Here is a 15,307-nt window from a genome sequence, read left to right as displayed (position 1 = left end):
TATACTACTCACTGAGCCGATATATCGGCTCACTATAGGTTTACCACTTCAGGTCTACAGCAAAAGCCATCAGACAGCTGAGCACAAAGGGCCCAACTTTACTGCAACTGCTGCTGGATGTCTGCAAAAATTTCATCCAGGCTAGCTGCGCAGGCCAACACCGCGGTTAATTAAATACAGCGCAAAGCTGAACATTACTACGATAAAACTGATAACAACTGTCAGCGCCAGTACCAGGCTAACATCACTAAACCCCAGAAAACCATAGCGAAAGGCATTGACCATGTAGACGATCGGATTTAATGCTGCCACGTTTTGCCAGAAACCTGGCAACATCTGCAACGAGTAGAATACCCCACCCAGATAGGTTAATGGTGTCAATACAAAGGTAGGGATAATGCTGATATCGTCGAACGTTTTGGCGTAAATAGCATTTATTAAACCACCAAGGGCAAATAACATCGATGTCAGAATTACCGTAACAATAATAATAACCAGATTATGAATTTGGATATCAACAAAAAACAGTGACAGGATCGTGACGATTAAACCCACCAGAATACCGCGCGTCATGCCACCACCGACATACCCCAGCACAATCAGATAATTTGGCACGGGCGCCACCAGCAGCTCTTCGACATTACGCTGAAACTTGGCGCTGAAAAACGAAGAGGCCACATTGGCATAAGAGTTAGTAATTACCGCCATCATAATCAGGCCTGGGACGATAAACTCCATATAACTGAAGCCGCCCATATCACCAATACGTGAACCTATTAAACTGCCAAAAATCACAAAATACAGACTCATGGTAATAGCAGGCGGCACCAGAGTTTGCACCCAAATTCGCATAAAGCGGATAATTTCTTTGCTTAAAATACTCTGCAGGGCAATCAGATAACTGGCACGCATTAGTTTGCCTCCCCACGACCACTTTCGACCAGCGCCACAAATAACTCCTCCAGCCGGTTGGCCTTATTGCGCATCGACAATACATTCACTTGCTGCTTACTCAGCTGACTAAAAATAGGATTTAACCCCTCGCTTTTTGCGATATCAATCTCAATGCTGTGCTCATCTAAGGGGCGCCAGCTGATATCATTCAGCGTAATATTGGCTGGATTTTGATCCAGATCGAGAATAAAGGTTTCATTAGTCAGTTTGTTTAACAACGCTTTCATACTGGTATTTTCAATGATTCGGCCTTTGTCGATAATCGCAATATTCCGACAAAGCATTTCAGCCTCTTCCAGATAATGAGTAGTGAGAATAATCGTCACCCCTGCTTTATTAATAGTCCGTAAAAACTCCCACATTGAGCGGCGTAATTCGATGTCGACGCCTGCCGTGGGCTCATCCAGGATCAGCAACTTAGGTTCATGCATCAGCGCGCGGGCAATCATCAGCCGCCGTTTCATGCCGCCTGAGAGTTCACGGGCCCGGGCATGACGTTTTTCCCACAGCCCTAACTGACTCAGGTATTTTTCAGCCCGGACCAACGCCAGTTTTTTTGGTACACCGTAATATCCGGCCTGATGCATCACAATTTGCAGCACGGTTTCAAACTGATTAAAGTTAAACTCCTGCGGCACCAGCCCAAGCTGACTTTTTGCCTGCTCCAGCTGACTATCGATATCAAAGCCGAACACGCTTACCTGACCACTGCTTTTATTTACTAATGAAGTAATGACGCCAATAGTAGTACTTTTGCCTGCGCCATTAGGGCCGAGCAACGCAAAAAAATCGCCTTGCTTTACCTGTAAATCAATCCCACTAAGGGCAACGGTGCCACTTTTATACACTTTGTGTAGTGCTGAAATATCTAACGCCAGACTCACTCGCGCTCTCCTGTATCGGTATTATTACCACTGGCAATGGCAGAGCGCTCACCGCCATAACCCCAACGGGCGGTCAGCTGCTGCTTAAGCCCCAGCTGGTCCAATATACGTGCGACCATAAAGTCGACTAAATCACTGATTTGCTTCGGCTGATGATAAAAGCCAGGTGCGGCCGGCATAATCGTTATCCCAAGCCGGGCCAGCTTCAGCAAATTTTCCAGATGAATAGCACTAAGCGGGCTTTCCCGTGGCACTAAAATCAGTTTTCCACCTTCCTTAATCACCACATCGGCTGCCCGCTCAATCAGATTATCGCTGGCGCCCATGGCAATGGCTGCTGCCGTACCCGTGGAGCAGGGACAAATGACCATCTTTTTTGGCGCTGCAGAGCCCGACGCCACCGGGGAAAACCAGTCATCTTTACCATACACCGTTAACTGGCCGGGGGCGCAGTTAAACTGGGCTTGCAACTGCTCGGTACATTTATCCGGTGCACCAGCTAACTTAATGTTGTGCTCGGTAGCAAATACTACCCGGGCAGCACTGGAAATAAGTAAATGCACCCGCACACCCTGTAATAACAAAAGTTCGAGTAGGCGCCAGCCATAAGGAGCCCCGGAGGCACCGGTAAAGGCTAAGGTTATTTCCTGCATACTTATTCCCATTTTTGCGCTAATGCCTGAATCAGCTTGTCGTGAATACCGCCAAAGCCGCCATTGCTCATAATAACGATGTTATCACCTTTTATCGCTTGTTCGACCAGTAAACCGACCAGCGCCTCAATATCATGCGACAGACGGGCTTTTGGACTTAAACTACGAGTGAGTGCCTCGAGCGACCAATTGGCGTTAGCCGGCTCGTATAAATACACATGATCAGCAATTGCCAGCGATACGGGCAACGCTGCCTCATGCACGCCCATGCGCATGGTATTAGAGCGTGGCTCCAATACGGCCAGTAAGCGCCCCTGGCCCACTTTATTCCGCACCCCCTGTAACGTTGTGGCAATTGCTGTAGGGTGATGGGCAAAATCATCGTACACTTTAATACCAGCAATATCGGCTTTGAGCTCCATCCGTCTTTTCGGTGCCACAAAATGGCTCATGGCTTCGATAGCAACGGCCACCGGCACACCGGCGTGACGCGCTGCGGCTATCGCCATTACCGCGTTATCAACATTATGCTGGCCGCCTAGCTGCCAGTGCAGCTCGCCCTGTAACTGCTGGCGGTAAAATAATTTGAACGCACTGCCATCATTACTAAGTAACTCTGCCCGCCAATCCTGACCATAGCTCTGTCGCTCGCTCCAGCAGCCCATGGCCAGGGTCTGGCTAACGGCCTTGGTATCTTCCGGCGATAACACCAGGCCATTTGCCGGCACCATACGGAGCAAATGATGAAACTGACGTTGAATAGCCGCTAAGTCGGGAAAAATATCGGCGTGATCAAACTCCAGATTATTAATAACCAGGGTCCGGGGCCGGTAATGAACAAACTTGGAGCGTTTATCAAAAAAAGCGGTGTCGTATTCATCAGCTTCAATTACAAAGAAGGGCGATTCGCCGAGCCGGGCCGAGGTATCAAAATTTTGCGGGATACCGCCAATTAAAAACCCCGGCTTCAGGCCAGCGGCTTCTAAAATCCAGGCCAGCATACTGCTGGTGGTAGTTTTGCCATGGGTACCCGCTACCGCCAGTACCCAACGATCCTGCAATACTTGCTCTGCCAACCACTGCGGCCCAGAGGTATAACGCAGCCCCCGGCTCAGCACATATTCCACCGCCTCATTACCGCGGGACAGGGCGTTGCCAATAATGACTAAATCAGGCTCAGGACTGAACTGGTTGCTGTCGTAACCTTGCACCAAGCCGATACCCAGCTCTGTTAATTGTTCGCTCATCGGCGGATAAACATTTTGATCAGAGCCGGTCACCTGGTGGCCGAGCGCCTTGGCGATAGCGGCAATACCGCCCATAAAAGTGCCACAAATACCTAAAATATGAATATGCATCAGTTATTTCCTGCTATGCAGGCCCGTTGGGATCAGAAAAACAGATAAAACTACGATCAAAACTGCAATTTAACAATAAATTCTTTAAAATAGCCCTGGCCTACAACTTTACACTAGCAATAAAAGGAATAATAAAATGCGCCGTATTTCCCCGGTACTGCAGCAGGACGGAGTAGAACCTGATTTAATAGCCCTGCTTAAAACGATTCTTGCTGCCTGTCGCGAAATAGCCTTTCGGGTCAGTCAGGGTGAACTGGCAGGTGTATTAGGTTCTACCCTTGGCGAAAATATTCAAGGGGAAACCCAAAAAAAACTAGATGTCATCGCCAACGAATTATTAAAAGAAGTTATCTTAGAAACCGGTGTTGTGAAAGCAATTAGCTCAGAAGAAGAAGACACTATCGTTGCCGGGAACCCCAAAGGCAAGTATCTGGTGACCTTTGACCCGTTAGACGGCTCTTCCAACACTGATATTAACAGTTTAATTGGTACGATATTCTCTATTTTGCCTGCTGATCCTGCCAAAGCTGCTGATGACAGCAGTTTATTTTTACAGCCAGGCACTGCTCAGGTTGCTGCCGGTTACGTGCTGTACGGCCCTTCAACCATGCTGGCGCTAACCACCGGTCATGGTACCCGTTTATATACCCTTGATAACACTTATGGTGGCTTTTTATTAACCGAAGACCAGGCCACGATACCCAAGTACACCACTGAGTTTGCCATTAATATGTCTAACCAACGGTTCTGGCAGGAGCCCATGCAACGTTATATAGCAGACCTGTTGCTGGGCAAAACCGGCAGCCGCGGTAAAAACTTTAATATGCGCTGGATAGCGGCCATGGTAGGCGATGTGCATCGGGTATTATGCCGCGGTGGTATTTTTGCTTATCCAACCGATACTAAAGATCCGCAGAAACCGGATAAACTGCGACTAATGTATGAAGCCAATCCAATGAGTTTTCTGGTAGAACAAGCTGGCGGTGTCAGCTCAACCGGCTATCAACGGATAATGGACATTATGCCAAACGATATTCACCAGCGGGTGGCCGTTATTCTCGGTTCAAAACATGAAGTGGAAACCTGTATTGGTTATCACAAAGCATAGTTATTTCTGCGGCTGTCGTTATAATAGCCGGCACAGAATCAATTAATCAAAAAGGAAGCAGTATGAGCTTAAGCGACGTAGCGGCAGGTAAAAACCTCCCGGACGAAATTAACGTTATTATTGAAATCCCGGCCAACGCCGATCCTATTAAATACGAAGTGGATAAAGACACCGGTACAGTTTGGGTCGATCGTTTTATGTCAACGCCGATGTTTTATCCTTGCAATTATGGCTTTGTGAATCAGACGTTATCATTAGACGGCGACCCGGTTGATGTATTAGTTCCAACACCCTATCCATTGGTGCCTGGTGCGGTTATTAAGTGCCGGCCAGTTGGTGTACTAAAAATGTCAGATGAAGCAGGTGAAGACGCCAAAGTGATAGCGGTGCCTGTCAGCAAATTAACCAAGCTGTATGACCACATTCAGGATATCAACGATGTACCTGAACTGTTAAAACAGCAGATCCAACATTTTTTCGAGCGTTATAAAGAGCTGGAACCTGGCAAATGGGTCAAAGTACAGGGTTGGGGTGATGCCGCTGCAGCCAAAGCAGAAATTTTAACGTCATTTGAACGGGCTAAAAAATAACCTCAAGCGCATTGCTGATAACAAAAATAAAGCCGCTCAGCGGCTTTATTTTTGTTAAGTAAAACGTTTAATCAGCTTTATTGCTGTTATTGTCCGCCAAAAACGCCAACAATTCGGTGGTAGGCATTGGTTTGGCAAACAAGAAGCCTTGCACCTCATCACAGCCCATCGCTTCAACTGCTTGCTGTTGCGCGATCGTTTCCACCCCTTCAGCTATAGTAGAGAGTCCCAACCGCTTGCCAAGATTAATGATCGTCTGAGCAATAACTTCTCCGGCAGGTTCTGTAACTTCACGCACAAATGCCCGGTCAACTTTAATCCGGTCAAGGGGCAGCTGCTGCAAATAGCTTAATGATGAAAAACCAATCCCAAAGTCATCAATGGCGACTTTAATACCGGCGTTTTTTAGTTTTTGCAGGGCATCGATGACGATTTTTGGTTCATCCATTACCACTGATTCGGTGATCTCCAATTCTAACAGCGCCGGGTCAATATCATAACGGTTAACGCAGTCAATAACGGTCTGAACAAAGTGATTATTTCGAAACTGTGGCATTGAGACATTAACGGCAATACGTAAATTACTGAAGCCCTGTTTTGCCAGATGCTTTATTTGCTGACAAGCTTGCTCCAACACCCAACTGCCAATCTCAACAATTAAACCCGAATATTCAGCTAACGGAATAAACACTGCAGGCGAGATATATTTGCCATCAGCAACCGGCCAGCGCAGCAATGCCTCCATTCCAACCACTTGCTTGGTGCTTAGTGATACCTGCGGCTGATACCATAATTCCAGTTTATCTCGACTGAAATCGCTCCTCAGCTTACGCAGTAGTGACAGACGTTCAGCCATTTCATCTTCCATTTGTGGCTGATAAAACTGATAGCTGTGGCTAATACTTTTCTTAGCCTTATTCAGGGCGATATACACGTGTTTCAGGATAGTAAGGCCCTGCTCAGCAGAATCAGTTAAGTGACACAAGCCAAAGGTTGCAGTAACCTGTAACGCGTGTTCTGACGCCTGAAACGGCTCACTAAATACCTCTTCTAGCCGCTCTGGCGTTAATTCATGCGAAGGACCTACCAGGCCAAATACATCGGCACCTATCCGGCCCAGCTGACAACTGGTGCCAAAAAACGCAATCAAACGCAAGGTAAGGGCAATCAGCAGCTCATTCCCCACATCCTGCCCCAGGCCATCATTAACATCAGAGAAGTGATCAATGTCTACCAGTACCGCCACCATACCTTCAGCATCAAAGCGCCGGGTATCCTGCAGGATCTGAATAAACTCGTTGCGGTTCGGCGTTTTAGTCAAGGGATCAATATAGGCAGCATGCTTAAGCTGCTGAAACAAAGTAACATTTTCATAACCTATAGAAATATTACTTAAAAATACTTCGATCAATTGCCGGTCAAAGGCTTCAATAGGTCGGTTTGTCTCGATATACACGGCCGCACAGTGGGTATCGCTGCCCAGGTACAATACGGTATCCTGCTGGCCGAAAATATTTTGCCGCTGGCTTAAACATAAACTAATTTGCTGCACTATTCTGGGGTTATCTAACTTGTCCAGCTGGCATTTTATAAAAGGTGCATAGTGGCCAGCCGCTCCTAATACATAAATTTTATCACTGGCGCTACCGTCGTCTTCAATCTGGGCACAAAGCACACCTTCGGCATGCAGACCAATTAATGACGCGATTTGGGTAACAACCCCTTCTGAAAACTCGTGCAGCGAATGCTGTTCGAGCAAATTGGCACCCGCGTTTATGATTTTTTGCAGACCAATCCGATTTTGATTAATAGTACGAATTTGTTGATAAGAACGAATTGACGCGATTATCGTCGTAACGAGCTTACCGCGAGTCAGCTCCGTTTTGGTTTTGTAATCATTAATGTCGTACTCTTTTATTACGTTTTCTTCAGGGGCATAGCCGGGTTGCCCTGTTCTGAGTACTATCCGCAACTCTTCCAGATGCAGTTCATCGCGGATCCGCTGCACCACCTTCAAACCGGCATCATCAGATTCCATTACAACATCCAACAATACCATGGCGATATTCTGGTTGTTATGTAAAAACCGAATCGCTTCGTCACCGGAATAGGCATGGTGAAAGTTTAGTTTACGGCCGAGGACAATCAAGTCGTTCAGAGCAAGCTTGGTAACGGTGTGAATTTCTTCGTCATCATCAACGATAAGAATATTCCAGACACCAACCGCCAGTTCCGGTTGAGACGAGAGCAGCTCGTCTTCTGCAAAAAACAGAAAATCTTCATCTGTTTCATTCGATTTCATGATTACGCCTTAATCGGTCTCTTGTGTTAAATATACATGCTTACGTTAGAAAACGAAAAACGAATTGCCGTTTATTTTGATCTTATTTCATCAGACTGCTATCAGGCATAAACAATTAGCGCTACTTGCTGCTAACTCTGCTTAGTGCCAAGATAACATTAATTTTTCAATAAATACCGGAATTATTGTGAGCAAAATACTCCCGGCTTCGGGGCAGCAGCGCCTGTTAAAACTGGCGCGCTATCACTTAGGTGCGCCCGTAGCGAACAAAACGGCAGAAACTGCTAATGAATCTGCGGAAACATCAGACCATACTCCAGGGAATGCAAAACTCCAGCAACTTGTTGCCCGCTCGGGGGCATCTGAGCCTGGAACGGAATTAAACCTGGCGCAACGGGTAAATCGCCGGCTACAAATGCAGCGCGAGCGCCAGCAGCAAAACCTGGAAAAAATTATGGCGCTTGCCATGGAATACTGCCCGGAGCGGGTCTCAGCACAGGAGATAGATCCGGATTGGTTTTCTCAGTACTGTGAGTTAGTGTTGAATATTTCCAACGACAATATGCAGCAACTTTGGGCCAAAATTCTGGCCGGAGAAATTGCAACGCCGGGCCGGTTTTCATTAAAAACCTTACAAATTTTGCAGCAAATGAGCCACAAAGAGGCACAAAGTCTGCAATTAGCTGCCAGCTTAAGCTGTCGCAGCAGGCAAGAGCAAAGTGGTCGTATTTATTTCGGTTACATTCGTAAGCCATCGCTTTGGCAACTTATTACCGGCCGTAGCATGGCATTGCTGAACTTAAGTCAGTTTGGTTTATCCTACCCGCAAATACTTAATCTGGTCGATATTGGTATTTTACATAATGTCGAAATTGAAAGTGGTCAACTGCAACCAGGTCAATCCTTTAGTTGGCAATTTCAAAGCCAAACCCTGCATTGCACCGCACTGAAGCCTGGGGTAGTGTTGCAATATTATAAATACACTGCCGTCGGTGCCGAATTACTACCGCTGTTAAACAGCCCGACCCATAGCGGCTATTTAAACGCTTTGCAGCAACAATTGGCGGCAGTATTACAGTTTAAATAGCCCCGCTTATCAGATTGGCAGCGGAGCGTTGTCTAGTGTGATGTTAATGAAAAGCGAGCCAGTAAACTGTCCAACCTGGCGGGTTCTAGCGGTTTAAAAACGATATCATCCATCCCAGCCGCGCGATACGTTTCAACTTCTGCAGGCATAGCGTGTGCGGTAAAAGCCACAATTGGTGTTTGACGATACTGCGGCATTTGCCGCAGCTGTTTTGTTATTTCCACCCCTGACATGTCCGGCAGTTGAATATCCAACAGAATCATATCAAACCGATGTTTTTCGCAAAGTATAAAGACTTGTGCCGCTGACGTCGCCGTATGCAACACCAGTGGTTTGTTTTTTAGCAGTACCTGCACAAATGCCAGATTGGTTTCATTATCGTCAACCACCAGAATATGCTGCAAGTTTGGTTCTTTTGGCAATTGGTCACTTAAGGTCTGAACTACTGCCAGGCAAAAGTCATCACTGGCCTGCACCCCGGATAACGCCGATTGCCATTTACTCAGCATATCTGCTGCGGCAAAACTTAACACTGCCGGTTGCTGCCGGGTACAATGGATTATTTTTTGCCAGTGCGGACTATCTGTTGCTGGCGGCAAAAACAGCAATACGATATCAAATTTTTTGCTTTGAATTAAATGCTCCAGTTCACTAAGCGTGGTGCATTTTGTGATTTGAGAAGCCAGCCCAGACAGAGCGAAACAACGTTGCTGTAAACGTTCGTCATCCACGTCAAAAACCAATATATGCTGTTGCATATTTTTGAGATTGGCTGATTCAGTCTGAACCGGAATGGTTAGCTCCACAATGGATCCGAGCCCGTCCAGAGATTGAGATGTAAAGCTGCCGCCGGCCACTCGCGCTGCGGCTTTTAGCAAGGCTATGTCGGCGTCACTCCATTGCAAATCCAATACATCATCTGTTTGCATCAGCTCACGGCAATGCCCTGGCAAGCCATTACCATTGCAAGCAGCCGTTAAGCGTAAGGCAGGTTGTTGTCCTGTTGACTGTAATTGAATTGAGATAGTAATTTTGCTTAGGTCTTCGCCCCGAAGTGCCACCATAATTAACGCATGCAGCAATGACTTTAATGTGTCGGCGTAATACTTGATGGCATAAGCCTGATTGTCCGGATGCTCATGCCACTCCAGCACTACTGACGTTGCTGCTGCTACTTCATTAAACTCTTTAATATGCTCCGCCAGCCAATGAGTCAGCATCAGGGATGGCCCTTGGGTATCAGCGTCCGCAAACTGATAATATCCAGCCAATAAATGCATTTTGGATAAGTGTTGTAGCTGAGCGGGTTGTACTTGATCACGTCGTTGCCACAGGAGCCGGCTTTGCGCAAACCAGTGACAAATCTGGCGTCGTTGTAATTGTTGGTCTGTTGCCAATTGATTACGCTGCTGCTCAAGCCCCGCGACTTCACTATTATGTTGGCGCACACGTTGATTTAGTTGTTGGATCAGTTGCTCGGCGCTCTGTTGGTGCTGATCAAGTTTGCCAGCAAGCTCGTTAAACGCCAGCTGCAATGGCTTAAGCGGCGCTACCAGACGCTCTGATATCTGACAGTCTTGTCTGGCGTTTTGCAACCGTTGCAAATTATGGGCTAATAATTCAATGTCAGTTGCCAGCTTTAATTGTTCACGCCTTATTGCCCCACTACTGAATGCCAGCCCGATGGCCATGGCAGCTGCCAGCAATGCCAGTGGAACAAGCCAGATAAACCAGGGCTGGGCGGTACTGAAAACCACCGCAATATAGCCATTATCAGGTATTGGCGAGGCAATGTCCGACTGCGCCTTAGCAAGACCTGTGCTAATCGGCAGCACCGCAAGTTGCGTTCCTTTGCCAGCCAGAGCGCTAACCTGATAAGTTTTGGGAGCCACTCCCAGCACAGGAGCTGTTGCCGAAGCAACACTGCTGGCAATCAATTGCCGTTGCGCGTTGTACGCGGCAATCTGCTCTACCGCCCGCGTTGCACTGGCTTGAATTTGTGTTAGCTGATTTGCTAATTGCTGATGATCATTGTTAGCTGACAGGTTAGCCTGAACCGCATAGTTTACCGTAATGGCTAATTGCTGAATTTGTTGCAATTGCTGGTTGCGGGATTCATTATTAAGCCATAGCACAACCAAGAGCCAGGCTAACACCAGCGCGAGCAGCCAGGGTGCAATTAACTGTTTGAATGTATTTGTCAAAATGATATTGCCGTCATTCGGAATACCGTTACTATAATGTGATTTTGCGGTAGCAACAAGGATTGTACCGCAGTGCACCAGACCACCAGCAAACGACTACGCGCTGGCGTGTTTAAAAATGTAACTCTACGCCAGCAAAGATCCCTTTAAAATCGAGATTGCTGTACAGGTTATCGATATCATCCAGACGCAGATTCACAGCCCGGTAACCCACTTTAACCCGGATATCCACCGCCAGAGAATCAACAACTTCGTATCCGATACCCGCTTGCAGATCATACATCCGGCTATCACTCAAACCAATGTAACTGCCTTGGGCGAACACATCCAGTCCGGTCAACGGCAACCCTACTTTACTACTGATATATAACATTGGCAGCCATTGCGACACAGACTCTTCGCCCTGCAAACCATTTTGGGTTTGCTCAACTAGCGACGCCGAACCTTTTATATGCTTGCCATTTAAGCCGAGATCCAAGGCAACAACACTATTATCTAAAATTTCATAGTACAATACGACATCGGTATTGGTCAGGTCGACCTGATTGGCTACGGTAGTATTTACCGCAAAACTTTCACCGCCAAAACTGAATTGGCCGTCGATTATTGTAACGCCATTCGCATCCAGTTGATTATGTGCCAACCGAATATTGGGTAGCACCGGTATCGGATGTTCCAGCGCAATATAATATGAGCCTTGGGTTTTGCTATTAAAATTAAATGTCGGTGCAGGTTCACTATTGCCAAAACTTCCGGTTGCATCTGCACGCCAGCCATCACCACCGAGATAAAGACCAAGCAGCGTATCGGCAGAGGCCTGCCCGGCAATGAACAGGGAACTAAACGCTAGCGACAACGCTGCTTTATTAGTGGAGCTTTTTTTCATATTGTTTACCCTTGTATCAATAATTCTGATAGATCAATAAGTGCGGCATTTGCACGGGATATATAATTTGCCATAACCAGGCTGTGGTTGGCCAGTAAGCCAAAGCCACTGCCATTTAATACCATCGGGCTCCAGATAGGTTGCTGTGTTGCCTCCAGTTCCCTGATAATTTGTTGCAGGCTTACCATCGCATTGCGTCTGTGCAGCACTTCAGCAAAGTCTACCTCTACTGCTTTTAAATAATGCAGCAGTGCCCAGGCGGCACCGCGTGCTTCATAAAACTCATCATCGATTTTCCACCAGCTGGTTTGAACTCGCTGCTGGCCAGGTGCGTTAGTAGATTGCCGCGCGCCAACATCGCCTGCTAAATCAGTATTTAAACGGTCCTGGCCGACACTTGCGCTTAGTCTCTGCGAATAACTTCCTAAGCGCTTTTCAACATTTTTTAGCCAGTCTCTCAGATTGTCAGCTCTGGCATAAAACTGGCTTTCAGGCAAAGTGCTATCGGACAATGCATCACGATACAAATACAGTTGAGTAATAGCTTTGCGATACTCTGACTCTGCACTGGGAATAGCCCAGCTACGATGATCAATATTAAACTGTGGCTGTGCCACTTTTAGAAAGTCATTTTCAGCAGACTGTGATTGAGACCGGCTAAAGTCTTTACGAAATGCCAGTGCCAGATCGCGTGACATTTCCAGTACACCAAACTCCCAGGCGGCCATGTTGTCCAACAGACTAAATGGCGGCAAAATATCATTTGCCAGGTATCCACCTGGCTTATCCAGCAAGGTTTCGGTTACTTTAATCAAAGCGGTAGTGGTTGTGTATCCCACCCGGGACGTAACCTTATCGGTTTGCTGCGCCTGTTGAATCTGATCCGTCATCACTGCTGGCTCGCGACTCACCCACCAACTCGTTACCATAAAAATAAATAACAGCAGGCCCAGCGCCAGGTAACTCATATTACGTTTATTCATTGGATATCCTTAGCGACGTGGCATTTCGGTTAACGGCATACTTAAATCAAGTTGCTGACCATTACTAAAACTAAGGGATACCATAACACTCTCCCCTGCAAGTAAGGGTTGTACAGGGTCAAACAGCATCAGGTGCAGGCCGCCGGGTTGCAAGGTAACACTGGTATTGGCATCAATAGCAATATGGGTTACTTGCTCCATTCTCATAACACCGTCCTGATGGCTATGCTGATGCAACTCTGCCCGCTCAAAGGCGCTACTTTTCACTGCGGTTAAACGCACGGACTCAGTGGTATTATTCTGGATGGTAAAATAGCCCGCGGTCACGGTCCGGCCGGGCATAGGCACCCTGACCTGTCCATCAGTTACTATAAGTTCTGTGCTATTGGCAGCAAAACCTATTACCGTCACAACCACCAGCAAAATGAATTTGACCATGTTACGCTCCCTTAACAAATTTAGTTTATCTTACACCAAATAAGGGCAGCTGGCAGTGAACAGTAATAAAGTTATCGAACTTAAGCTAAGAGGGCCCGGTACGACTAGCTCCGGGCTTTATGCCACGACATAATAACCGGGGTCACGACGCTCCAGAGCAGGAACGCCGACCACATAGTGACAACCGGCAGCAGATACAGCAGCAATAAACTGCTTGCGGTCAACATGACTTACTCTACCGTAGGTGTTGCATCGGCTTTATTATCCGTTTCTTTATGTTCGGCAAGTTGGACATCAGAGTTAAATAACTGACGAACATCCGCAGCGGCTTGCTCCATCGCCTGGCGAGCCTGTTTGGCAACAGTAACTTTTAATTCAGCCAACTGATTCGCGGCTAATTGTTGTAAAGCCTCAGTTGCAGGGTTAGCTTGTGCCGGGGCAGCAGTGAACATAACGGCAGCAGTTAAAGTGATAGCAGCTAGAGTTTTCATTTTATATTCCTTCATAATAATTAATTAAGTTGATACTACAACCTACCTATTACAAAGCTTATGCCAACTTTAAATGAAATCTATAATGCTGATTTATAACAACTTTAATTCAATATGAAAATCCTGAATTTACTACTGACAATCTGGAAACCAAAAAGTGGCAAAATTAACCACTTAATTGGTCAAAATCTTCATGCTCTATTCAGCTCGCTGTTTCAACTGTTCTGCCTGGTGCTATATTTTCAGGAACAAACGCCAACGCCTGCAGCAATACCTCAGGCCCTGACTCAGCCTTATGGCCGTTTTCACTTAAATGTCGTCGCCACTGACGGGCACCTGGCAGCCCCTGAAACAAGCCCAGCATATGGCGGGCAATATGCCAGAATCGCGCTCCTTGCTGCATCTGCTGTTTAATGTAGGGTAGCATCGCCCGCACCAATTCGTGCTGACTCAATGCCTGAGACACATCATCATAGATAAAGTGATCAACCTTACTTAGCAGATAGGGGTTGGTGTAAGCTTCACGGCCTACCATTACCCCATCTACCAGGCTAAGCTGATATGTAACGTCATCCAGCGTTTTGATGCCACCATTGATACTGATATCCAACCGGGGGAAATCTTTTTTAAGTTGGTGTACCCTCGGATAGTCCAATTCTGGTATCTCGCGATTCTCTTTTGGACTTAAGCCTTTTAACCATGCCTTCCTCGCATGCACAATAAACTGCTGACATCCGGCATCTGCAATAGTCCCGACAAAGTCGGTTAAAAATTGGTAGCTGTCGAGCTCATCAATCCCAATCCGGCTTTTTACGGTCACCGGGATCGATACTTTATCCAACATCGCGCTAACGCAGTTGGCTACCAACTCAGGTTTTGCCATCAAACACGCACCAAACATGCCGTTTTGTACCCGGTCCGACGGGCAGCCGACATTAATATTAACCGCGTCATATCCTCGCTGCTCAGCCATTTTGGCACACTGGGCCATTTCTGCCGGATTAGAGCCACCTAGCTGCAATACCAGCGGATGCTCCTGCTCATTGAAGGCAAGGTAATCGCCTTTACCATGGATCAGGGCGCCCGTGGTGACCATTTCTGTATACAATACCGCATGCTTTGTCATCAAGCGGTGAAAGTAGCGGCAATGCTTATCGGTCCAGTCCAGCATTGGGGCGACAGAGAATTTATGATCCATAGAGTGAATAGCCAATAGTCTTGTACCTGCAGTAAGCCATAGATTATTTAGCGCCATATTGTACAGCATTAGCTGACAGAAATGACCGCCATCGGATAATTATCAGCATGTACTTTGCGTGGAAGTTACATAGCATTATGCTACACTGCGAGCCGGTGTTGCCATGAGATC

The 15,307-nt window shown here is 46.9% G+C and carries 14 protein-coding genes; 3 read left to right on the top strand and 11 right to left on the bottom strand.

Translation table 11 applies throughout. The features are described from left to right. Positions 1-141 precede the first annotated feature (141 nt). Genes B2Q61_RS03770 through mpl form a run of 4 tightly spaced genes read right to left on the bottom strand, consistent with a single transcriptional unit; the run spans position 142 to position 3,849 of the window. Positions 142-912 (bottom strand): ABC transporter permease, encoded by a 771-nt coding sequence (locus B2Q61_RS03770; RefSeq protein WP_290621446.1) that lies wholly within the window; start codon positions 910-912, stop codon positions 142-144. Beyond that, a complete protein-coding gene (locus tag B2Q61_RS03765) occupies positions 912-1,838 on the bottom strand; it encodes an ABC transporter ATP-binding protein (RefSeq protein ID WP_290621445.1) in 927 nt (308 codons plus the stop codon). The genes B2Q61_RS03770 and B2Q61_RS03765 overlap by 1 nt, the downstream gene beginning before the upstream one ends. Then, the gene (locus tag B2Q61_RS03760; protein ID WP_414631472.1) at positions 1,835-2,503 is read right to left on the bottom strand and encodes a flavin prenyltransferase UbiX; all 669 of its coding nucleotides are present in this window, start codon (positions 2,501-2,503) and stop codon (positions 1,835-1,837) included. Before B2Q61_RS03760 ends, B2Q61_RS03765 begins: the two co-directional genes overlap by 4 nt. Continuing rightward, a complete protein-coding gene (gene mpl, locus B2Q61_RS03755) occupies positions 2,494-3,849 on the bottom strand; it encodes a UDP-N-acetylmuramate:L-alanyl-gamma-D-glutamyl-meso-diaminopimelate ligase (RefSeq protein WP_290621443.1) in 1,356 nt (451 codons plus the stop codon). Before mpl ends, B2Q61_RS03760 begins: the two co-directional genes overlap by 10 nt. A 136-nt stretch (positions 3,850-3,985) precedes the next feature. Here mpl and B2Q61_RS03750 point away from each other — a divergent pair, with 136 nt between their 5' ends. Both B2Q61_RS03750 and ppa read left to right on the top strand, forming a co-directional pair. After that, positions 3,986-4,957, top strand: coding sequence for a class 1 fructose-bisphosphatase (locus B2Q61_RS03750; RefSeq protein ID WP_290621442.1), 972 nt, complete (start codon positions 3,986-3,988; stop codon positions 4,955-4,957). Positions 4,958-5,019: 62 nt separating this feature from the next. After that, positions 5,020-5,547, top strand: coding sequence for an inorganic diphosphatase (gene ppa, locus B2Q61_RS03745; RefSeq protein WP_290621441.1), 528 nt, complete (start codon positions 5,020-5,022; stop codon positions 5,545-5,547). Between the two features lie 67 nt (positions 5,548-5,614). Here ppa and B2Q61_RS03740 read toward each other — a convergent pair whose 3' ends face one another. Further along, positions 5,615-7,849: a two-component system response regulator gene (locus B2Q61_RS03740; protein WP_290621440.1), complete on the bottom strand. Its 2,235-nt coding sequence runs from the start codon at positions 7,847-7,849 to the stop codon at positions 5,615-5,617. Positions 7,850-8,036: 187 nt separating this feature from the next. On the opposite strand from B2Q61_RS03740, the gene B2Q61_RS03735 reads away from it, so the two are divergent. Next, positions 8,037-8,936 carry a TIGR03899 family protein gene (locus B2Q61_RS03735; RefSeq protein WP_290621439.1) on the top strand — a complete coding sequence of 300 codons (900 nt, stop codon included), beginning with the start codon at positions 8,037-8,039 and terminating at the stop codon, positions 8,934-8,936. 32 nt (positions 8,937-8,968) lie between these two features. Here B2Q61_RS03735 and B2Q61_RS03730 read toward each other — a convergent pair whose 3' ends face one another. The 6 genes from B2Q61_RS03730 to dusA all read right to left on the bottom strand — a co-directional run bounded on the left by B2Q61_RS03730 (position 8,969) and on the right by dusA (position 15,193). Further along, positions 8,969-11,140 (bottom strand): response regulator, encoded by a 2,172-nt coding sequence (locus B2Q61_RS03730; protein WP_290621438.1) that lies wholly within the window; start codon positions 11,138-11,140, stop codon positions 8,969-8,971. A 112-nt stretch (positions 11,141-11,252) separates the two neighbouring features. Beyond that, on the bottom strand, positions 11,253-12,026 hold the full coding sequence (locus B2Q61_RS03725) for a TIGR04219 family outer membrane beta-barrel protein (RefSeq protein ID WP_290621437.1): 774 nt from the start codon (positions 12,024-12,026) through the stop codon (positions 11,253-11,255). A gap of 5 nt (positions 12,027-12,031) precedes the next feature. Further along, positions 12,032-13,009 carry a DUF2333 family protein gene (locus B2Q61_RS03720; protein WP_290621436.1) on the bottom strand — a complete coding sequence of 326 codons (978 nt, stop codon included), beginning with the start codon at positions 13,007-13,009 and terminating at the stop codon, positions 12,032-12,034. Positions 13,010-13,018: 9 nt separating this feature from the next. Further along, positions 13,019-13,447, bottom strand: coding sequence for a copper chaperone PCu(A)C (locus tag B2Q61_RS03715; protein ID WP_290621435.1), 429 nt, complete (start codon positions 13,445-13,447; stop codon positions 13,019-13,021). 230 nt (positions 13,448-13,677) lie between these two features. Continuing rightward, positions 13,678-13,938 carry a hypothetical protein gene (locus tag B2Q61_RS03710; RefSeq protein ID WP_290621434.1) on the bottom strand — a complete coding sequence of 87 codons (261 nt, stop codon included), beginning with the start codon at positions 13,936-13,938 and terminating at the stop codon, positions 13,678-13,680. Positions 13,939-14,140: 202 nt separating this feature from the next. After that, a complete protein-coding gene (gene dusA / locus B2Q61_RS03705; protein WP_414631485.1) occupies positions 14,141-15,193 on the bottom strand; it encodes a tRNA dihydrouridine(20/20a) synthase DusA in 1,053 nt (350 codons plus the stop codon). Between the last annotated feature and the right edge of the window lie 114 nt (positions 15,194-15,307).

This window comes from Arsukibacterium sp. UBA5043 (assembly GCA_002415085.1).
In the GTDB taxonomy this organism is placed as follows: domain Bacteria; phylum Pseudomonadota; class Gammaproteobacteria; order Enterobacterales; family Alteromonadaceae; genus Alishewanella.
Note: the sequence above shows the minus strand (reverse complement) of the source record. Positions and strands in the feature narration are given on the sequence as shown.

Coding starts and splice junctions, on each gene's coding strand:
- B2Q61_RS03770 (WP_290621446.1), bottom strand. CDS start 912: ATGCGTGCCAGTTATCTGATTGCCCTGCAGAGTATTTTAAGCAAAGAA.
- B2Q61_RS03760 (WP_414631472.1), bottom strand. CDS start 2,503: ATGGGAATAAGTATGCAGGAAATAACCTTAGCCTTTACCGGTGCCTCC.
- mpl (WP_290621443.1), bottom strand. CDS start 3,849: ATGCATATTCATATTTTAGGTATTTGTGGCACTTTTATGGGCGGTATT.
- B2Q61_RS03750 (WP_290621442.1), top strand. CDS start 3,986: ATGCGCCGTATTTCCCCGGTACTGCAGCAGGACGGAGTAGAACCTGAT.
- ppa (WP_290621441.1), top strand. CDS start 5,020: ATGAGCTTAAGCGACGTAGCGGCAGGTAAAAACCTCCCGGACGAAATT.
- B2Q61_RS03740 (WP_290621440.1), bottom strand. CDS start 7,849: ATGAAATCGAATGAAACAGATGAAGATTTTCTGTTTTTTGCAGAAGAC.
- B2Q61_RS03725 (WP_290621437.1), bottom strand. CDS start 12,026: ATGAAAAAAAGCTCCACTAATAAAGCAGCGTTGTCGCTAGCGTTTAGT.
- B2Q61_RS03720 (WP_290621436.1), bottom strand. CDS start 13,009: ATGAATAAACGTAATATGAGTTACCTGGCGCTGGGCCTGCTGTTATTT.
- B2Q61_RS03715 (WP_290621435.1), bottom strand. CDS start 13,447: ATGGTCAAATTCATTTTGCTGGTGGTTGTGACGGTAATAGGTTTTGCT.
- B2Q61_RS03710 (WP_290621434.1), bottom strand. CDS start 13,938: ATGAAAACTCTAGCTGCTATCACTTTAACTGCTGCCGTTATGTTCACT.
- dusA (WP_414631485.1), bottom strand. CDS start 15,193: ATGGCGCTAAATAATCTATGGCTTACTGCAGGTACAAGACTATTGGCT.